15 protein-coding genes are annotated in these 20,003 nt (G+C 70.9%); 7 read left to right on the forward strand and 8 right to left on the reverse strand.

From position 1 onward, the window contains the following. Positions 1–24: 24 nt before the first annotated feature. Positions 25–2,022, reverse strand: coding sequence for a methyl-accepting chemotaxis protein (locus DDF62_RS02245; RefSeq protein ID WP_116487605.1), 1,998 nt, complete (start codon positions 2,020–2,022; stop codon positions 25–27). A gap of 276 nt (positions 2,023–2,298) precedes the next feature. Between DDF62_RS02245 and DDF62_RS02250 the strand changes: the two genes are divergently transcribed. Continuing rightward, positions 2,299–4,254, forward strand: coding sequence for a sulfatase-like hydrolase/transferase (locus tag DDF62_RS02250; RefSeq protein ID WP_116487606.1), 1,956 nt, complete (start codon positions 2,299–2,301; stop codon positions 4,252–4,254). 177 nt (positions 4,255–4,431) lie between these two features. On the opposite strand, the gene DDF62_RS02255 is transcribed toward DDF62_RS02250, so the two are convergent. Continuing rightward, the gene (locus DDF62_RS02255) at positions 4,432–5,346 is read right to left on the reverse strand and encodes a tyrosine recombinase XerC (RefSeq protein ID WP_116487607.1); all 915 of its coding nucleotides are present in this window, start codon (positions 5,344–5,346) and stop codon (positions 4,432–4,434) included. Between the two features lie 140 nt (positions 5,347–5,486). Further along, a complete protein-coding gene (locus DDF62_RS02260; protein WP_116487608.1) occupies positions 5,487–6,167 on the reverse strand; it encodes a DUF484 family protein in 681 nt (226 codons plus the stop codon). Between the two features lie 145 nt (positions 6,168–6,312). Between DDF62_RS02260 and DDF62_RS02265 the strand changes: the two genes are divergently transcribed. Further along, complete coding sequence (locus DDF62_RS02265; protein ID WP_116487609.1) at positions 6,313–8,475, forward strand: primosomal protein N'; 2,163 nt, start codon at positions 6,313–6,315, stop codon at positions 8,473–8,475. 134 nt (positions 8,476–8,609) lie between these two features. Here DDF62_RS02265 and DDF62_RS02270 read toward each other — a convergent pair whose 3' ends face one another. Then, the gene (locus DDF62_RS02270) at positions 8,610–10,172 is read right to left on the reverse strand and encodes an MDR family MFS transporter (RefSeq protein ID WP_116487610.1); all 1,563 of its coding nucleotides are present in this window, start codon (positions 10,170–10,172) and stop codon (positions 8,610–8,612) included. A gap of 343 nt (positions 10,173–10,515) precedes the next feature. Here DDF62_RS02270 and DDF62_RS02275 point away from each other — a divergent pair, with 343 nt between their 5' ends. Both DDF62_RS02275 and DDF62_RS02280 read left to right on the forward strand, forming a co-directional pair. Further along, positions 10,516–10,995 (forward strand): copper chaperone PCu(A)C, encoded by a 480-nt coding sequence (locus DDF62_RS02275; protein WP_116487611.1) that lies wholly within the window; start codon positions 10,516–10,518, stop codon positions 10,993–10,995. A gap of 132 nt (positions 10,996–11,127) precedes the next feature. Beyond that, complete coding sequence (locus DDF62_RS02280) at positions 11,128–13,245, forward strand: M13 family metallopeptidase (protein WP_116487612.1); 2,118 nt, start codon at positions 11,128–11,130, stop codon at positions 13,243–13,245. 191 nt (positions 13,246–13,436) lie between these two features. Here the strand turns inward: DDF62_RS02280 and DDF62_RS02285 are convergent, their stop codons facing one another. Continuing rightward, a complete protein-coding gene (locus DDF62_RS02285) occupies positions 13,437–14,342 on the reverse strand; it encodes an alpha/beta fold hydrolase (RefSeq protein ID WP_116487613.1) in 906 nt (301 codons plus the stop codon). A 74-nt stretch (positions 14,343–14,416) separates the two neighbouring features. Between DDF62_RS02285 and DDF62_RS02290 the strand changes: the two genes are divergently transcribed. Next, positions 14,417–14,851 carry a DUF488 domain-containing protein gene (locus DDF62_RS02290; protein ID WP_116487644.1) on the forward strand — a complete coding sequence of 145 codons (435 nt, stop codon included), beginning with the start codon at positions 14,417–14,419 and terminating at the stop codon, positions 14,849–14,851. Then, positions 14,830–15,453, forward strand: coding sequence for a class I SAM-dependent methyltransferase (locus DDF62_RS02295; RefSeq protein ID WP_208866810.1), 624 nt, complete (start codon positions 14,830–14,832; stop codon positions 15,451–15,453). Before DDF62_RS02290 ends, DDF62_RS02295 begins: the two co-directional genes overlap by 22 nt. A gap of 131 nt (positions 15,454–15,584) precedes the next feature. Here DDF62_RS02295 and DDF62_RS02300 read toward each other — a convergent pair whose 3' ends face one another. Next, positions 15,585–16,373, reverse strand: coding sequence for an SH3 domain-containing protein (locus DDF62_RS02300; RefSeq protein WP_116487615.1), 789 nt, complete (start codon positions 16,371–16,373; stop codon positions 15,585–15,587). A gap of 123 nt (positions 16,374–16,496) precedes the next feature. Between DDF62_RS02300 and DDF62_RS02305 the strand changes: the two genes are divergently transcribed. Next, on the forward strand, positions 16,497–17,354 hold the full coding sequence (locus tag DDF62_RS02305; RefSeq protein ID WP_116487616.1) for a crotonase/enoyl-CoA hydratase family protein: 858 nt from the start codon (positions 16,497–16,499) through the stop codon (positions 17,352–17,354). A gap of 133 nt (positions 17,355–17,487) precedes the next feature. Here the strand turns inward: DDF62_RS02305 and DDF62_RS02310 are convergent, their stop codons facing one another. Further along, the gene (locus DDF62_RS02310; protein WP_116487617.1) at positions 17,488–18,585 is read right to left on the reverse strand and encodes an SGNH/GDSL hydrolase family protein; all 1,098 of its coding nucleotides are present in this window, start codon (positions 18,583–18,585) and stop codon (positions 17,488–17,490) included. Positions 18,586–18,732: 147 nt separating this feature from the next. Beyond that, positions 18,733–19,980, reverse strand: a complete 1,248-nt coding sequence (locus tag DDF62_RS02315) for a pentapeptide repeat-containing protein (protein ID WP_116487618.1) — start codon at positions 19,978–19,980, stop codon at positions 18,733–18,735. Positions 19,981–20,003 lie beyond the last annotated feature (23 nt).

Below are 20,003 nucleotides of genomic sequence, written 5' to 3' on the forward strand. Positions count from 1 at the left end.
CCGATACGCGGGGCGGTTACGTGATCAGAATTCTTCCCAGTCGTCGCTCGGGGCCGACGAGGCGAAGGCGGCGAGCTTGGCCTGGGCCGAGCGGACCGGGTTGACACCCGGGCGGCTGTCGGCGCCGGCCAGCGACACCGCCGGCTTGGCGGCGGCCGGGGCCGGACGCGAGACCGGGGGCGGGGCCGCGGCGCGGCGGGTCGAACCGCCGCCGGCCGAGGCGCGGCGGGCTTCGGCGCCCGAGACCTGGAAGCGCGAGATCATCTGCATCAGGCCGTTGGCCTCGCCCTTCAGCGAGTGGCTGGCGGCCGTCGACTGCTCGACCATGGCGGCGTTCTGCTGGACGGTCTGGTCCATCTGGTTGACGGCGGCGTTGACCTGGTTGAGGCCGGTGGCCTGCTCCTGGCCCGAGGCCGCGATCTCGCTGACCAGGGCGTCGATCTCGCCGACCTTGCTGACGATGGCCTGCAGGGCCTCGCCGGTCTGGCCGACCATCGACACGCCCTGATTGACCTGCTGCGACGAGGTCGAGATCAGGGTCTTGATCTCCTTGGCGGCCTCGGCCGAGCGCTGGGCGAGCGCCCGCACTTCCTGGGCGACGACCGCGAAGCCCTTGCCGGCGTCGCCGGCGCGCGCCGCCTCGACGCCCGCGTTCAGGGCCAGAAGGTTGGTCTGGAAGGCGATCTCGTCGATCACGCCGATGATCTGGCTGATCTCGGTCGAGGACTTCTCGATCTGCTGCATGGCGTCGACGGCGCCCTTGACGACGACGCTGGAGCGTTCGGCGTCGGTGCGGGTCGAGCTGACCACGCGCGAGGCTTCCTGCGCGCCGGCCGACGAGCGCTTCACCGTGGCGGTGATCTCGTCGAGGGCGGCGGCGGTCTCTTCCAGGCTGGCGGCCTGCTGCTCGCTGCGGCGCGACAGGTCGTCGGCGGCCGAGGCGATCTCGTCGCTGCCCGCGCCGATGCCGTTGGCGGCGTGGACGATGGTGCGCATCGCCTCTTCCATCTGGGCGATGGCGCCGTTGAAGTCCGATTGCAGGCGCTTGTAGTCGGCCGGGAACTCGGCCGCGACGCGATAGGTCAGGTCGCCCTCGGCCAGGCGGTTCAGGCCCGTGGCGATCTCTTCCATCACGAAGGCCTGCTCCTTGGCGGCGGCTTCGCGGACCTGTTCGTTGCGGCGGCGCTCGGCCTCGGTCTCGGCGGCGGCGCGCTGCTGGGCGGCCTCGGCGGTGCGCAGGGCCAGGGCGTTGTCCTTGAACACCTGGACCGAGCGGGCCATGGCGCCGACTTCGTCACGGCGCTGGGCGCCGTTGACTTCGACGTCGACCGAGCCCTGGGCCAGGATCTCCATGGTCTTGGACAGCTGCACCAGCGGGCGCGAGATCTTGGCGCGGCCGATCCACACGGCGTAGGCCAGGGCGGCGGCGGCCGAGATCAGGCCGAACAGCAGGGTGACGACGATGCCCGTCTGGGCGTCCTTCTGGGCCTTGCCGATGATCGCCTTGGTCTCGGTGGTGTGCTTGTCGGTCCAGTCCGACACGTCCTTGGTCAGGGCGGTGATGTCCGGATCGATCACGGCCATGACCATGATGCCGGCCTCGTTGGCGTCCTGCAGGCCAAGGTCGGCGCCCTGGCGGCCGCTGTCGTAGACCTTCTTGAAGCGGTTGCGGAAGCCGGCGACGTCCTTGGCGGTGCTCGGGTCGGCCTTGACGACGGCGTCGAGGCGCTCGTTGCCGCTCTTCAGGGCGTCGTCGATCTCCTGCGAGGCCTGCTTGGCCGCGTCGGACGCGCCCTCGTTGGCGACGGTGCGGTAGGCGGCGTAGCCGATGGTGGCGACGCGTCGGTTGAAGCGGGCCATCTCCAGCTCGGCCGGGGCGCGCTGCTGCACGATGTTGGACGCGGCGGCTTCCAGCTTCTTCTGCTGCCACACGCCGAGGCCGACGCAGGCGACGGCGACGAGCGCCAGCACGATGGCCGGCAGCATCACCTTGGTGGCGATCTTCAGATCGTCGAGCTTCATCAGGACTGTCCCGCTTTCAGCGTCCTCTCGCGCGCACTGGCTTCGCGGAGGTGTTTCATCTTTGGATCCACAAAGCAGGGTGCGCGGTAAAAGCGTGGTTAAGCGCGGCGTTTTCCCCCACCCGCGCGACTCCTTGTCGCAGGATGAACGGCGGTTTTCCCGGCGGGCGGCGCGCGGTGGAAAACATCGCTCTGTGAAGGCGAGCACAGTCCTGTCACAACTTCAGCGTCAGCTTGCCGACATTCGGGGCCGACGAGCGTCCGAGGGGAGGCCGACATGACCAAACGACCCAACATCCTGCTGATCACTTGCGACCAGTACCGCTTTCCGCGCTTCTCCTACGGCGCCGCCCATGGCCTGTCCGAGGGACTGAAGGACGTGCTGGGCTTCCAGCCGCTGAAGTCCGACAACGACTACATCCAGCACTTCCCGGGTCTTGCGGCCCTGCGCGACAACGCCGTGCTGCTGGCCAACCACACCATCGCCGCCAGCGCCTGCACGCCCAGCCGCACGGTGATCTACACCGGCCAGTACGGCACGCGCACTGGCGTCACCCAGACCGACGGCCTGTTCAAGAGCGGGGACTCGCCCAACTTCCCGTGGCTGGCGCAGGGCGGCATCCCGACCCTGGGCAACTGGATGCGCGAGGCCGGCTACACCACCCACTATTTCGGCAAGTGGCACGTCAGCGATCCGGTTCGCCACACCCTGGAGGACTACGGCTTCGACGATTGGGAAGAGAGCTGGCCCGAGCCGCACGGGGCGGCGATCAACAATCTGGGCCTCTATCGCGACGCCGGCTTCTCCGACACCGCCTGCGCCTTCATCCGCCGCCAGGCCCTGGCGGTGAACTACGACCGGGCCAGCGCCACCGCCCAGTCGCACGATCCGTACGCCTCGGGCCCGGATCCCGAGAACCTCAAGCCGTGGTTCGCGGTGGCCTCGTTCACCAACCCCCACGACATCGCCACCTATCCGGCGGTGATCGGCCAGGCCCTGCCCAAGCCCGACGACAGCGGCGTGCAGGGCATCTTCCAGCCGCTGACCGTGCCGCTGCAAGGCCAGCGCACCCCGCCGCCGACGGCCGGGACGGCGACCGTCCCGCTCAATCCCGGCGGCTTTTCCCAGGCGTGCGGGCACGCGCCGCCGACCTGGGACGAGGACCTGTCGACCAAGCCCTCGGCCCAGAACGACTACGCCTGGAAGATGGGCCTGGCGCTCAATTCCAAGACCGGATTCAACGTCGCGCGCGGCATGGGGATCACCGATACCGACAAGGCGCTGGAGGCGGCGGCCGACATCGCCTTGCAGGGGCCGATCCCGTTCCAGCTGACCAGCGATCCGCGCGGCGGCGTCGAGGCCTTCGTCCAGCTTTATGGCTGGCTGCACAGCGTGGTCGACGTGCACATCGCCGCCGTGCTGGAGACGCTGGAAGCCACCGGCCAGGCCGACAACACCATCGTCGTCTTCCTCACCGACCACGGCGAGATGGCCGGCGCCCACGGCATGATGCTGGAGAAGTGGCACACGGCCTACCAGGAGGTGCTGCACGTGCCGGTGGTCGTGCGCTTCCCGCCGTCGCTGGCGCCGGCCGGCCTGCCCGACGGCGTTCCGCTGGCCAAGCAGGCCCTGACCAGCCACGCCGACATCGTGCCGACCATCCTGGGCCTGGCCGGCGTCGCCGAAGCCGAGCGCGACGCCATCGCCGGCGTGCTGGCCAGGACCCGGCCCGTGCCGCCGCTGCCGGGCGCGAACCTCGCGCCGCTGATCCGGGGCGAGACCGATCGGGTGATCGAGCCGGACGGCAGTGAGCGGAAGGGCGTGCTCTTCATCACCGACGACGAGATCACCGCGCCCTTGGCGCCGCTGAACAATCCGCACAACACCAAGTGCGAGAAGGAGTACGCGGTGTTCGACGTGGCGGTGGAGAAGGTGCGCCAGGGCAATCCCGCCCGGCCGCCGGTCGACATCGCCCCCGGCTCGGTGCGCCAGCCCAACCACGTGCGCTCGGTGCGCACCCTGACCCACAAGCTGACCCGCTATTTCGACCCGTCGGGCCGCGTGGGCCAGGAGTGGGAGATGTACGACCTGGTCGCCGATCCCAACGAGACGGTGAACCTCGTCTACGTCCAGGCCGACCCGCCCAAGGCGCGGCTGGACCCGGCGTTGCAGCCCGAGGTGGATCGTCTGGCGGCGCTGCTGGCGGCGCTGGAGGAGAGGGATCTGAGCTGAGGCTTTTCAAATCTCCCGTCATTCCCGCCCTTGTGGCGGGAACCCCTCTGTCAGCCGCAGGTGCGGATGGGGCGGCGTGCTGAGCACGCCGCTGGCGCTTCACGTGCGAGCGGAGCCAGAGGTTCCCGCCACAAGGGCGGGAATGACGGGAAGTTGGGGGAGAGTAGGCCTCCGCCCTCAAGCCCGCGGATGCGCCTTGCCATACGCCGCCAGCAGGCCCTCGGCGTCGACCTGGGTGTAGCGCTGGGTCGTCGACAAAGAGGCGTGGCCCAGCAGGTCCTGGATCGAGCGCAGGTCGGCGCCGGCGCCCAGCAGGTGGGTGGCGAAGGAATGGCGCAGGGCGTGGGGCGTGGCGCGGTCCGACAGGCCCAGGCGCCCGCGCAGCACCTGCATGGCCGCCTGCACGTGGCGCGGCGACAGCGGCCCGCCGCGCTTGGCCCGGAACAGCGGCTCGTCCGGCGCCAGCACGAAGGGCAGGGCGGCGACATAGGCGTCGACCGCCGCGCGCACGGCGTCGAGCACCGGCACGATCCGGGTCTTGCCGCCCTTGCCGGTGATCCGCAGCGTCTGCGCCAGCGGCGCGTCGGCGCGGGTCAGCGACAGGCCTTCGGAGATCCGCAGGCCGCAGCCCCAGAGCAGGGTCAGCACCGCCTCGTCGCGGGCGGCCTCCCATTCGTCGCGGTCGGGATCCAGGGCGATCTCGGTCAGCAGGCCTCGGGCCTGGTCTTCGGAGACTGGACGCGGGGCGCCGACCTTGATGCGCGGGCCGCGCACCAGGCCGATGGCGGCGTTGGGCGTATCGAGGCGCGCGTCGAGAAAGCGGTGGAAGGCGCGGATCGACGACAGGCTCTGGCTGACCGAGCGCGGCGACAGCGGATGTTCGCCCGAGCGCCGGAAGGCCAGATAGGCCCGCAGGTCGGCGGCCGAGACGGCGCCGAGGTCGGCCAGCGACAGGGCGCCGCCGTTGTGACCCTCGATGAAGTTCAGATAGGCCAGCACGTTGTCGCCATAGGCCCGCACCGTGCGCGGCGAGGCGCGGCGTTCGTCGGCCAGGTGCGTGAGCCACGCGGCCAGGGCTTCGCGGGCGTGCATCTAGATCCTCCCCCTCTGGGGGAGGTGTCCGCGAAGCGGACGGAGGGGGGAGTGGGGGATGCTCGTCCAGCTGTCAGATAGCTGAAAACGCCCCCCCTCCGGTCCTCCGGACCACCTCCCCCACAGGGGGAGGATCTTGATCAGGGAACCGGCCAACGTTCGGCCGTGCGCTCGACGACGCGGGCCAGGAAGGCCACGAGGTCGGAGCCCATGTCGGGGGTGAAGGCTTCGGGGTCGGTGGAGCCGAAGGCCAGGACGCCCTGCCGCGAGGGCTCCCACAGGGCCATGCGGACCAGGGCCATGCTGCGGATGGTGTCGAGCTTGTCGCCGAACAGGCCCAGCGCCGGGGCGAAGAAGCCCATGCGGGCAACGCCATGATCGCCCATCAGCATGTCGACCTGGCCGTCGACCAGAACATGCCAGCCGGCCGGCACCCGGGCGGGGCCTTCCAGGGCCACCGTGCCGGCGGCGAGGCTGAAGCGCAGGGCGGCCATCTCGTCGACGCGGCGGGCGAGGTCGGAGTGGTTGCGGGCGTCGAGCAGGTCGATGACGGCGGCGTGCACCTGGGCCTGGGCCGACATGTTGGCCTCCGCGGTGGCCTCGATGGTCTTGCGCACCTGGGCCTCGCGTTCGCGGGCGGCGGCGGCGCGGGCGATGGCCACATGGCCGAACTCGACGACGTTGCCGGTGTCGAGCTTCAGGCCCAGGTCGGCGAGCAGGTCGGTGTCCTCGCGCAGCACGTCGGGCTGTTCACGAAGAAAGTCGCGGACCAGATCGGGATCGATCTGCGGCTGGACCATCGCCTGGCTGGATTCGCTCATGACCCCTCACTGTCGTGATCACCTGCACGCGTCAGGCGAGGCCGATGAAGCCCTGTTTCGGTTAACGCCGGCTTGATGACAGCGTTGGCCTTCGCTCGTCAGGCGCCTCGACGCGGCGACGTTTCCGTTGCAGAAGGCGGGTCTCATGCCGCGCATCGCCTCCGTCCTGCTGCCCATGCCGCTGCCCGAGGCCTTCGACTACGCCGAGCCGGAGGGCCTGGAACTGGCCGTCGGCGACCACGTGTCGGTGCCGCTGGGGCCCCGCACCGTGCGCGGCGTGGTCACCGCCCTGCGCGACGGCGTCGGCGGCAACCGCCGTCTCAAGCCCGTGCTGGCCCGCGTGGACGACCCGCGCCTGCCGGCCAATGTCATCACCTTCGTCGAGTGGGCCGCGCGCTATTCCGTCGACGTGCCCGGCTGGCCGCTGGCCATGGCCCTGCGCGGCCTGCGCCACCCGCCGGCCAAGCCCGAGAAGGCCGTGGTCCTGACCGGCGTCCAGCCCGCCCGCATGACGCCGGCCCGCTTGAAGGTGCTGGCGGCGGCGCAAGCTGGCCCGCTGAGCGCCGCCGAACTGGCCCGCCAGGCCGGGGTCTCGGCCGGGGTGGTCAAGGGGCTGGTGGACGAGGGGGCGCTGGAGCCCGTCCTGGTCGCCGCCGACGACAGCGTCGCCCAGCCCGACCTCTCCCTGCCGCCCCAGACCCTGAACCCGAGTCAAAAAGCCGCGGCCGACGAGATGTCCGACATGCTGGCGGCCGGCGGCTTCCAGGCCGCGTTGCTGGACGGCGTCACCGGCTCGGGCAAGACGGAAGTCTATCTCGAGGTCGCCGCCGCGGCGCTGGAGGCCGATCCGGCCGCCCAGGTGCTGGTGCTGCTGCCCGAGATCGCGCTGACCCAGGCCGTCATGGGCCGTTTCGAGCAGCGGTTCGGGGCCGCGCCGATCGAGTGGCACTCGGGCGTCTCGCCGCCGCGCCGCCGCCGGGCCTGGGAGGCCGTGGCCGACGGCCGCGCCCGCATCGTGGTCGGCGCCCGCTCGGCGCTGTTCCTGCCGTTCTCGAACCTCAAGCTGATCGTCGTCGACGAAGAGCACGACGGCTCGTTCAAGCAGGAAGAGGGCTTCATCTACCAGGCCCGCGACCTTGCCGTGGCGCGCGCCAAGATCGAAGGCGCGCTGGTGGTGCTGGCCAGCGCCACGCCGTCGCTGGAGAGCCTGTGGAACGCCCACCAGGGCCGCTATCGCTGGCTGCGGCTGGGCGCGCGCCACGGGACGGCGCAACTGCCCGACGTGCATCTGATCGACATGCGGGCCACCCCGCCCGAGCCCGGCCGCTGGCTGTCGCCGACCCTGGTCAAGGCCGTCTCGCTGACCTTGCAGAAGGGCGAGCAGTCCCTGCTGTTCCTCAACCGCCGGGGCTATGCGCCGCTGGTGCTTTGCCGGGCCTGCGGCGAGAAGCTGAAGTCGCCCGACAGCGACAGCTGGCTGGTCGAGCACCGCTACACCGGGCGCCTGGTCTGCCACCTGACCGGTTTCTCGATGAAGAAGCCCGAGGCCTGCCCGCACTGCGGGGCCAAGGACAGCCTGGTGTCTATCGGTCCCGGCGTGGAGCGGGTGGAGGAAGAGGCGCGCTACCTGTTTCCCGACGCGCGTATTGCCGTGTTCTCGTCCGACACCGTGTTCGATCCCGCCGGCGCGCGGGCGCTCGTGGACTCGATGGCGGCCGGCGAGATCGACATCCTGGTCGCCACCCAGGCCGCCGCCAAGGGCCATAACTTCCCGAACCTCACCCTGGTGGGCGTCATCGACGCCGACCTCAGCTTGCGGGGCGGCGACCTGCGGGCCGGCGAGCGGACCTTCCAGCTGCTGGCCCAGGCCACGGGCCGCGCGGGTCGCCACGAAAAGCCGGGCCGCGCCTATCTCCAGACCTATTCGCCCGAGCACGCCGTGTTGCAGGCCCTGAAAGCCCAGGACCGCGACGCCTTCGTCGAGGCCGAGATGGCCATGCGCGAGGAGGCCGGCCTGCCGCCGTTCGGACGTCTGGCGGCGGTGATCGCCTCGGGCCCCGACGCCGAGGCGCTGGAGGCCTATGTCCAGGCCCTGGCCGCGGCGACGCCGAACGCCGAAGGGGTCGAGGTCTACGGCCCCGCCGACGCGCCGCTGGGCCTGGTGCGCGGGCGGCGGCGCAAGCGGTTCCTGGTGCGGGCCGGCCGCAATGTCGACCTGCCGGGCTTCATGGCCGCCTGGCGGGCGCGGGCCAAGGTCCCCAACTCCGTCCGGGTGACGATCGACATCGACCCGTACTCGTTTCTTTAGATCCTCCCCCTGTGGGGGAGGTGGCCCGAAGGGCCGGAGGGGGGACGTTTTCAGCCGCCGCTGAGCGTGGCTGATTTCGCAGTCACTCCCCTCTCCGTCGGCTTCGCCGACACCTCTCCCATAGGGAGAGGGTTTTACGCCGGTTCCTTCTCCAGCACCGGTTCCTGCGTCGGCATGCGCGAGCGCAGGGGGAGGGCGGGGACGAAGAAGATCACGAGCACGCCGAGCACGATCACCGCCAGGGCCGCCTGCATCACGCCGCTGACGGCGAACGACAGGGCCTGGCCCAGCGCCGGGTCGCGGTGGCCGCCAGCGACGCCGGTCTCCAGCGCCATGCCTTGCAGGGCGCCCAGGTCCAGCTTGCCGCCGCCGTAATTGGCCAGCTGCGTGGTCAGGAGGGCGCCGGCCACGGCCACGCCGACCGTCGAGCCGATCTGGCGGAAGAACTGGTTGGAGCTGGTGGCCACGCCGATGTCGCGCGGGGTCACCGCGTTCTGGGAGGCGAGGTTGAACAGGCTGTGGTTGGGGCCAAGGCCGATCCCGACGACCAGCAGCAGGCCGCACAGCAGGCCAAGGCTCAGGCTCGCCAGATGGGTCATGGGCAGCACGCCGATCAGCAGCAGCACAGCCCCGCCCAGCATGAACGGCTTATACTTGCCGGTGCGGGTGACCAGCACGCCCGACACCGACGAGCCGACGATCATCCCGCCCATCAGCGGCAGCATGGCCAGGCCCGAGGTGGTGGCGTCGACGCCCAGGCCCAGCTGCATGTAGAGCGGCAGGAACACCGCCACCCCCATGAAGGCCATGGAGATCAGGAAGGCGGCCAGGTTGGCGGTGACGAAGGTGCGGTTGGCGAACAGCCGCAGCGGCAGGATCGGGTTGGAGACCTTGCTCTCGACATAGACGAACAGGGCCAGGGCCACGGCCGCCCCGACGAACAGGCCGAGGCTCTGGGGCGAGGTCCAGGCGATGTCGTGGCCGCCGAGGCTGAGCGCCAGCAGCAGCGGCACGAAGGCGGCGATCAGCAGGGCCGCGCCCAGGAAGTCGATCGAGCCCGAGCGCTGGTGCGGCAGGGCCGGCATCTTCACCAGGATCATGAACAGCGACAGCAGGCACAGCGGCAGGTTGACGTAGAACACCCAGCGCCAGCCGGCGACGACGTGGCCGGCCAGGGTGACCGTGCCGTGGTCGGTGAAATAGCCGCCGATCAGCGGGCCCAGCACGCTGGACAGGCCGAACACCGAGCCGAAGATGCCGGCGAACTTGCCCCGCTCGCGCGGCGGATAGAGGTCGGCGATGATCGCGAAGGCGGTGGTGAACAGGGCGCCGCCGCCGATCCCCTGCAGGGCGCGGAAGACGATCAGCTGCACCATGCCGCTCATGCCGGCGATCGTGCCGAACTCGCCCGACACGCCCGACAGCCACGAGCCGACCATGAAGATCGAGATGCCGACCACCAGGACGGGCTTGCGCCCGTAGATGTCGCCCAGCTTGCCCCAGATCGGCACCATCACCGTCGAGCTCAGCAGGTAGGCGGTGGTCACCCAGCTATAGAGCGTCAGGCCGTGCAGTTCGGAGATGATCCTGGGCATGGCGGTGGAGACGATGGTCTGGTCGAGCGCGCTGAGCAGGAAGACGATCATCAGGCCGGCCAGGGTGGTGCGGCGTTCGGCGTCGGTGAATTGGCCGGTCATGCGGTGGTCCGTGCAGCGTGGACGCCCCGCCTAGCACGGTTCGCCGGATGCGGGGCAGAAGCGATGCGCGAGAGGTCGAAGGGCGGTTGTTCAGAGATCCTCCCCCGTGGGGGGAGGTGTCGACCCCCGGGTCCGGCCAAGGGCCGGCCCGAGGATAAACTCCGCCGACGGAGGGGGGAGTGGAGGCAAGGCCTGTCAGCGTCTCGGAAGCTGAAAACGGCCCCCCTCCGGCCCTCCGGGCCACCTCCCCCACAGGGGGAGGATCTTGCATCCAACCTCAGGTCGCTCGCCGCCGGCGCCCAACCGGCGTAAGGCGTCTTTTCAACGCTTCGCCGAGAGCCCCATGCGTCGTTTCAGTCTGTTGCTCGCCACCCTGGTCCCCGTGCTCGCCGCCGCCGCGCCCAAGGCGGTGGAGGTCGACGTGCGCCAGGCCTGGGCCCGGCCGGTGGCGGCCGTCGGCATGAACAGCGCCGGCTACATGGTGCTGGCCAATCGCGGTCGCGCGCCGATCACCCTTACGGGCGCGACCAGCCCGCTGGCGCGCGAGGTGATGGTCCACCGCACCACGGAGACGAACGGCGTCTCGTCGATGCGGGCCATGAGCCAGGGGCTGGTGATCCCGCCGGGCGGCCAGGTCGCCTTCGCCCCGGGCGGGAACCACTTCATGGTCATGGGCCTCAAGCGCCCGCTCAAGTCGGGCGAGCGCCTGCCGCTGACCCTGGCCTTCGACGGCGGCCGCAGGATCGAGGCGCAGCTGGCGGTCCGCACCGCTCCGCCGCAACCGGCGGCTGCGGTCGCGCCCGCGCCGCCGCACCGGCACTGACCCAAGGTGGCGCTTTGATGGCCCGTCGCGGGTCGCCGCGCCGTCCTGTGGAAACATGACAGAATTTTAAGGCAGGAAATTCCGTTGTCCGGCGCAGATTGCCGCCGGGTTTTCCAACGGATCTGCCTTTCGATGAAAAAAGCTTGGTTCGGCGCCGCCGCGGCGGTCGCCCTCTCGATCTCGGCCTACGGCGCCCAGGCGCATGAAGAGCACGCCTGCGTCGACGACGCCTGCACCGTCCAGTCGCTGTTCGTCGACGCCGCCGACGCCGGCGGCGGCGCGGCCGTCTCGCTGGAGTCGCCGCGCTACGGCGCCTGGGGCTTCGACCTCACCGGCATGAACACCTCGGTCAAGCCGGGCGACGACTTCTACAAGTACGCCAACGGCAAGTGGGACGAGACCACCCAGATCCCGTCCGACCGCACCCGCTACGGCAACTTCGACAAGCTGGCCGAGCTGTCGGAAGCCCGCACCCGCGCCATCATCGAGGGCGCCGCCGCCGGCAAGACCACCGACGCCGACAGCGTCAAGGTCGGCGCGGCCTACAAGGCCTTCATGGACGAGGCCCGCATCGAGAAGCTGGACGCCCAGCCGATCGCCGGCGAGCTGAAGCAGATCAAGGCCGTCAAGACCAAGGACGAGTTCACCGCCCTGATGGGCAAGAGCCCGACCACGGCCTTCGCCTCGCTGCTGAGCCTCTACGTCTCGACCGACGCCAAGAACCCGACCCGCTACGCCGTCTATGCCGGCGCCGGCGGCCTGTCGCTGCCCGACCGCGACTACTATCTCGACGCCAAGTTCGCCGACAAGAAGGCCGCCTACGAGGCCTATGTCGCCAAGCTGCTGGGCTTCGTCGGCTGGGCCAACCCGGCCGAGAGCGCCAAGGCCGTGGTGGCCTTCGAGACCCAGCTGGCCGAAGCCAGCTGGACCCGCGTCGAGCGCCGCAACCGCGACAAGACCTACAATCCCAAGACCTGGGCCGAACTTCAGGCCCTGACCCCGGGTTATGACTGGAACCGCTACCTGGTCGGCACCGAGCTGCCCAAGCTCGACCGCGTGGTGGTGACCACCGACACGGCCTTCCCGAAGTTCGCCAAGGTCTATGGCGACACCTCGCTCGACACCCTGAAGGCCTGGCAGGCGTTCAAGGTCGTCGATGGCGCCGCGCCGATGCTGTCCAAGCGCTTCGCCGACGCGGCGTTCGAGTTCCGCGGCAAGACCCTGTCGGGCCAGCCCGAGCAGCGCCCGCGCTGGAAGCGCGGCGTCGCCCAGGTCAACGGCATGCTCGGCGAGAGCGTCGGCAAGGTCTATGTGGCCGAATACTTCCCGCCGGACTCCAAGGCCAAGATGGTAGACTTGGTGGCCAACCTGCGCACCGCGCTGAAGGCCCGCATCGAAGGCCTCGACTGGATGGGTCCGGAAACCAAGGACAAGGCCCTCGACAAGCTGGCCAAGTTCACCGTCAAGATCGGCTATCCCGACAAGTGGCGCGACTACTCCAAGCTGGAGATCCGCGCCGACGACGCCTACGGCAACGCCCTGCGGGCCGGCGCCTTCGAATGGCGCCATGACGTCGAGCGCCTGAACCAGCCGGTCGACAAGACCGAGTGGGGCATGACCCCGCAGACGGTCAACGCCTACTACAACTCGGTCAACAACGAGATCGTGTTCCCGGCCGCCATCCTGCAGGCGCCGTTCTTCCATCCGGACGCCGACCCGGCCGTCAACTACGGCGGCATCGGCGGCGTCATCGGCCACGAGATCGGCCACGGCTTCGACGACCAGGGCCGCAAGTCCGACGGCGACGGCGTGCTGCGCGACTGGTGGACGGCGGAAGACGCCGCCAAGTTCGACGTGCAGAAGGCCAAGCTGGGCGCGCAGTACTCGGCGTTCGAGCCCTTCCCGGGCGTGCACGTCAACGGCGACCTGACCATGGGCGAGAACATCGGCGACATGGGCGGCCTGTCCTTCGGGCTGGACGCCTATCACGCCTCGCTGCACGGCAAGCCGGCCCCGGTGCTGGACGGCTTCACCGGCGACCAGCGCGTCTATCTGGGCTGGGCCCAGGTGTGGCGCCAGAAGAGCCGCGACGATGCGCTCAAGCAGCAGATCGCCAGCGACCCGCACTCGCCGGCCTACTACCGCGTCAACGGCACCATCCGGAACCAGCCGGGCTGGTACAAGGCCTACGATGTCCAGCCGGGCGACAAGCTGTATATCGCGCCGGAAGACCGCGTGAAGATCTGGTGATTTCAGAGAGACCCTCTCCCTGTGGGAGAGGTGTCGCCGAAGGCGACGGAGAGGGGCGTGGCTGGGAAGCCGGCCATGTCAGCGGCAGCTGAGAACGGCCCCCCTCCGGCCCTGCGGGCCACCTCCCCCAGAGGGGAAGGATCTAAACAGGCGAAACCCCGGGCCTCACCGCCCGGGGTTTTTCTTTGGCCTCAAGTCGCCGCGTCGAGGATGGCCTCGCGCACCAGGTCGGGGCGCTCCATCGGCAGGAAGTGGCTGGTTCCGGCCAGGGTCTCGATCCGCACGGCCTTGCCGCGACGGGCGAAGGCGGCGCCGTCGCCGATGCGGCAGGTCGAGCCGGTCTCGGCCGCCAGGACCCGCACCGGGCCCCGGAACTGGCTGACGGCCCGCCACGGATCGTGGCCCTGGGCGGCGTAGTTGGAGGCCTCCCAGGCCGGCGCGCAGGCCAGCTCGACCTTGCCGTCGGGACGATCCCGGAAACCGCCGCCGACATAGTCGGCCAGCATGGTCTCGGGCCAGGTCTTGAAAGCGCCCCGGCCGCGATAGGCGGCGAAGGCGGCCTCGCGGCTGTCGAACACCTCGCGCCGGCGACTGGCGGCCTGGGCGATCGGCATGCGCTTCCACAGGCGGCCCGAGGTCCACGGCGCCTTGGCGTACAGCGCCACCAGGCGCGGCATGATCACCGGATCCAGCAGGACCAGGCTGGAGACCTTGCCCGGAGCCTGGGCGGCGGCCAGCAGGCTGACCGTGCCCCCCATCGAGTGGCCGGCCAGCACCACCGGGGCCTGGTCCAGCGCGCGCAGCAGGGCCAGCAGGTCGTCGCGCAGGTCGAGCCACGAGCGGCGATCGTTCGGATCGGCGGCCAGGCGGCTGTCGCCGTGGCCGCGCTGGTCGACGGCCAGCACCCGCAGGCCCGCCGACAGCGGGGCCAGGAGGGCGCGGTAGGTCTGGGCGTTGAAGCCGTTGGCGTGCACGAAGACGACGTCGACCGCGCGGCCGGCCGGGCCGAAGTCCAGCGCCGCCATCTCGCCGCCGCCGGCGGGGCTGTCGATGGCGATGAAGCGTCGCTTGGGTTCGCGGAAGACGGCGGCGTCCATCGGCCAGAGGTTCCTTCTTCGGCTCTTCCCGCTAACGTAGGCGCCCACAGCCCCGCCGTCCAATGGAGCCGACCATGAATCCGCTCGCCACCATCGGCTACGAGACCGACACCCAAGGCGGCATGATCGATCGGCTGAAGGCGGCCGGGGTGGAGCTGGTGGTCGACGTGCGGGCCGTGGCCTCGTCGCGCAAGGCCGGTTTTTCCAAGACGCTGCTGGGAAACAGCCTGCAGGAGCAGGGTATCGGCTACCTGCATCTCCAGCCCCTGGGCACGCCCAAGGCCGGCCGCGACGCCGCCCGCGCGGGCCGCACCGACGAGATGCGGGCGATCTTCGCCGCCCACCTGGAAGAGCCCAAGGCCCAGCTGGCCCTGGCCCAGGCGACGCAGCTGGCGGGCGAAAAGCGCATCGCCTTGCTGTGCTACGAGGACGACCCGGCCTGCTGCCATCGCCGGATCGTCGCCGACCGCATCCGCCAGGCCCTCAAGTGCGAGGTCGTGGACCTGTGATCGAGGCGGTGCTGGCCGGCTACCAGGCCGACGGGGCGGAGCTGGCCCTCCGCTTCGAGGCGATCGACTCCGCCGGGCTCTATGCGTCGGTGGCCGATTTCATACCCAAGGCGCCGGCCAGGATCGCCGACATCGGCGCCGGCACGGGGCGTGACGCGGCCTGGCTGGCGGGCCTGGGCCATGTGGTGGTCGCCGTCGAGCCGGTCGCCGTCCTGCGCGAGGCGGGGCGGGCGCTGCGGCCGGGGCTGGACTGGATCGACGACCGCCTGCCCGAGCTTTCCAGCCTGCGGGGCGAACGCTTCGACCGCCTGCTGCTGAGCGGGGTGTGGCAGCACCTGGACGATCCGGCCCGTGCCGTGGCGATGCCGACGCTGGCCGGCCTGCTGGCGAGCGGCGGGGTGCTGGTGATGTCGCTGCGCCACGGCCCCGGCGCGCCGTCGCGGCCGGTCTGGCCGGTGGACGTGGAGGCGACGGTTGGGCTCGCTGAGGCGGCGGGGGTGCGGCTCGTCCACCGTGTCGAGGCGGCCTCGGTGCAGGCCGGCAACCGCGCGGCGGGGGTGACCTGGACGTGGGTGTGTCTGGAGAAAACTCCTCCCCCGTGAAACGGGGGAGGTGGCGCGGCGCTATCAGCGCCGTGACGGAGGGGGCGAGTGACTGAGCTCTGCGCCCAGTCTCGCCCCCTCCACCGCTTCGCGGTCCCCCTCCCCCGCGAGCGGGGGAGGAGTTTAGAGCCTTAGACCTGCGTCAGCTGCCACTCGCCGCGGCCGTCCTTGCAGGCGTTGTAGCGCTCGGTGGCCGGGCGCTGGCCGCGGGTCGAGATCGAGGCGGCGATGGTGCGGCACGACGGCTCGGGGCCGTAGCCGCTGGCGGTCAGCAGGCTGCTCGAGACATAGCCCGTGCCGTAGCCGCCGCGGCCGACCAGCAGCCAGTTCGAGCCGGGCACGCCGCCCAGCACCTCGACGCGCTCGCCGGCCGACAGCTTGCCCACCACGCTCTCGCTGGTCGAGGGACCGGCGCGCAGGTTGGCGGTCGAGCGGACGGTGTAGTCGGCGCCGACGGCGTCATAGCTGGAAAGTTGCCGCACGTTGCGCTCGAAGCGCAGCTGGTCGCCGGCGATCGGCGGGCCATAGGTCGAGGCCACCACGTCGACGCGGCCCGAGGCGCCGGTGCGCGGGTTGCTCCAGGCCTGCGACTGGCCGGTCTCCAGCGCCTTCTTGGTGGCGGCCTGGGCGCGGGCGGTGTCGGTCGACTGCATGCGGCAGCCGATGTACGAGCCCGCCGCCGCGCCGGCGGCCGCGCCGACCAGGGCGCCCAGGCCCTTTTCGTTCTTGGCCACCTGGGTGCCGAGCAGGGCGCCGACGCCGGCCCCGATCAGGGCCCCGCCTTCCTGCTTGCCGCCGCCGGCGTCGCACGAGAACAGGCCGCCCAGCGGTTTGCCCTGGGCCAGGACGGGGCTCGGCGCGGCCAGGCCCGTGGCCAGCAGGGCGGCGATGGACAGGGCGGCGGGGATGGACTTGCTCATGACGTGGCTCCTTGCGCGGGGCGGATCGTCGTCCTCTGGGAAAGGACGATGCGTCCGCCGGATTTGACGTCGCCGCCGCCGCCCGTGCTATCGTTCAGGTGAACAATGATAAGGGAGGCGACGATGGGTAATGAAACACCGTCCGACTATAGCTGCTTTAAGGTAGAGGTCGAAGCGGGCGTCGCTCACCTGAAGCTGATAAGGGCGGAAAGCTTCAACAGCATGACGCGTTCGTTCTGGCGCGAGCTGCCGGCGATCGTGAATGACCTCGATCGACAGGGCGGCGTGCGGGCCATCGTCATCTCCTCGACCGGCAAGCACTTCAGCGCCGGCATGGATCTGTCGGTGTTCGCCGACGAGGGCATCACCGGCGGCGAGCCGGTCGACCGCCACGTGGCCGCCGAAGCCTTCCGCCACAAGGTCAAGGGCCTGCAGGAGACCTTCTCGTGCCTGGAGCGGGCGCGGATGCCGGTGATCATGGCCATCCAGGGCGGCTGCATCGGCGGCGCGGTCGACTTCGCCACCGCCTGCGACATCCGCTACGCGACGGCCGACGCCTACTTCGTGATCCAGGAGATCAACATCGGCATGACCGCCGACGTCGGCACCTTCCCGCGGCTGTGCAAGCTGATCCCCGAGGGCTGGGTCAAGGAACTGGCCTATACCGGCCGCAAGCTGCCGGCCCAGAAGGCGCTGGAGCTGGGCCTCGTCAACGCCGTGTTCGACAGCCACGAGGCGGTGGTCGCCCACGCCCTGGAGACGGCCCGCGAGATCGCGTCCAAGACCCCGCTGGCGGTGACCGGCAGCAAAGTGATCATCAACTACGCCCGCGACCACTCGGTGGCCGACACCCTCGACTACCTGGCCGTCTGGCAGTCGGGCATGCTGGCCGGTCCGCACATGGCCGAGGCCTTCGCCGCCAAGGCGGGCAAGCGCGAGCCGGTCTATCCCGACCTGGCGCCGATCAAGGCGGGGATCTGATGGATAGATCCTCCCCCTCTGGGGGAGGTGGCCCGAAGGGTCGGAGGGGGGACGTTTTCAGCTTCCGCGGCAGCTGAGAACGTCCCCCCTCAGTCGCTCCGCGACAGCTCCCCCAGAGGGGGAGCATCTACTCCTACCGCCCCTGCCAGATCTCCGGCCGTTGGGCGAGGAAGGCCGACAGCTTGCCGGAAATGCCCTGCTGGTCGCGGGCCGAGGGGTGCCAGTCGCAGGCGGTCAGTTCCATCTCGCCGACCGGGATGACGGCCAGGCGGGTCTCGCCCTGGGCCTTCAGGGTCTCGGCGACGCGGTCGACGTGGGTCGCGATCTCGCTGTCGGCGCTGGGCGGGGCCAGCAGGATCACGAAGGCCTGGGGCTGGCGGGCGCGGATCTCGCCCACGAAGCGGACATAGGTGGCGACATAGTCGTCGCGCAGCGCCTGGCGGTCGGCCCACCGCTCGCCGGGCTTCAGCGGTGTGGAGAAATCGTTGGTGCCCAGGTTGATGACCACCACCTGCGGGCGCCAGTCGTCGTTGGCGTAGGCGGGCGCGGCGCCCAGCAGCCCCTTGGGCCAGGCCAGCGGCAGGGTGTCGCCGGCCATGCCGTCGAAATTGCGCACGATCCCCCGGCCCGAGATGGCGTTGACCTGGCGCTCGGCGCCGAAGCGTTGGGCGGTCAGCGGGCCAAACGCGATGGAGTTGTCGGTGGTCATCCACACCCCGTCGCCCGGGCAGGCGCGAACCTCGGAGGCGTCGCCGTAGCCGACGCTGTGGGAGTCGCCGATGAACTCGATCTGGCGGCGTGGCGCGGCCAGGGGCAGGGCGCGGCCGCCTTCGAGGAAGAAGCCGCCGAAACGGGCCGGGGCGGCCTGCATCTCGTTGACGACGCTGGCGCGCACCAGGTGGCGGCCGTTGGCGAGGCCCTCGATGCGGTAGAGGCCCGGCGCGGGCTTCACCAGCCGGCCGACCGGCGCGCCGTCGATGGAAAGATGCAGGATCTGGTCGCCAACCCCGACCTTGAACAGCACCGCCTCGCCGGCGAAGGCGGCCTCGAAGCGGGCGCTGGGCCACTGGTAGGTCCAGCCTTCGGGGCCCGCCACGACGCGGCCGCCGGCCAGGGCGGGCAGGGGCGTCAGGGCGGCGGCTTCAGGCGCGGGAGCCAGGCGCGGCTGGGCGAAGGCGCTGGTGGTGAAGGCGGCCAGAGCCGCGGCCGTCAGAAGCCCTCGAAGTCCCATCGCGCCCTCCCGTCGTGTGCGAGGGCCCTCGTGTAGCGGGTGGTGGCAATAAAGAAAGACGGAAAAGGTATTCCTCTTCGCCGCTTTCCCCTCCTTGCGTCATCCCGGAAAGCGCGTAGCGCTTATCCGGGACCCAGGAGACTGGGCTCAGCCCTTGGGCGGAACGAACCCCTCGGGCAGTTCGGCGCCGCGCAGGTCGCAGCCGGCGAGGCTGGCGCGCGACAGGTCCGCGCCGATCAGGCGGGCGCGGGCGGCGCTGGCGCCCGACAGGTTGGCCCCGCGCAGGATGGCGCGGGTCAGGTCGGCGCGCAGGGCGCGGCCCTCGCCGATGACCAGCGGCCCGAGCTTTGCGCCCGACAGGTCGGCGCGGGCGAGGTCGGCGTCGGCCAGTCTCGCGCCGCGCAGGTCGGCCTTGCGCAGGTTGGCGCCGCGCAGGTCGGCGCCGACGAGATTGGCGCCTTGCAGTTCGACGCCTTCCAGGTCCATGCCGAAGAGGATCGCGCCGGGGGCGGCCAAGCCGCTCAGCTTGCGGCCCTTCAGGCGGCGAAGCGGACGAAAGTCGACCTGCGGGATGTTGGCCGCGCGGCCCTTGGCGCCGCCGCTGGCGCAGAACGCCTCGTGCGCCTCGAGCAGTTCGTGCAGCGGCTGGTCGTCGACATAGATCAGCGGCGGCGGGGCGCGCAGGACCTCGGCGAGGTCGGCGTCCTCCAGATTGGCGCCGGAGGTGTCGACCCCGGTCAGCACGGCCCGTCGCAGCAGGGCGCCCGACAGGTCGGCCCCGAAGATCTCGGCGCCGGTCATGTCGACCCGGTTCATGGTGGCGTTGTTCAGCCGCGCGCCCGACAGCGTGGCGCCCGACAGGTCGGCGTCGGTCAGGTCGGCGGCGCGGGCGAAGGCGCCCGACATCTGGGCCCCGCTCATCTTGGCGCCCTTCAGGAGGGCGTAGTCGAGGCCGGCGCCGTCCTCGGCGTGGCGCAGCAGGCGAAAGCCCTCGGCGCCGTCCTGCACGGCGGTCAGGCCCTCGCGCAGGTCGCAGCCGCTAAGATCCGCGCCCGACAGGTTGGCGCCGCGCAGATAGGCCCCGCGCATGTCGACCCGGGTCAGGCGCGCGCCGCGCAGGTCGGCGTCGCGCAGGTCCGCGCCGTACAGCACCGCCCGGTCCAGCACCGCCCCGCGCAGCGAGGCGCCGGCCAGCAGCGCGCCGGTCAGGTCGGCCTCGGAAAGGTCCGCGCCGTCGAGTTCGAAATGCGACAGGTCCAGATAGGCCAGGGTCGCGCGCCGCCCGCCCGGCAGGCCCTTCAGGTAACGGCCGTGCGCCTCCACCGCGGCCTTGACGGCGGCGGCGGGAGCCTTGCGGATCAGGCTCCGCGGCGATGGGGCGGGAAGGGGCGACATTGTTTGTTTTTATGAAGCGTTCC

The organism is Caulobacter radicis (genome assembly GCF_003094615.1).
Taxonomy (GTDB): Bacteria; Pseudomonadota; Alphaproteobacteria; order Caulobacterales; family Caulobacteraceae; genus Caulobacter; species Caulobacter radicis.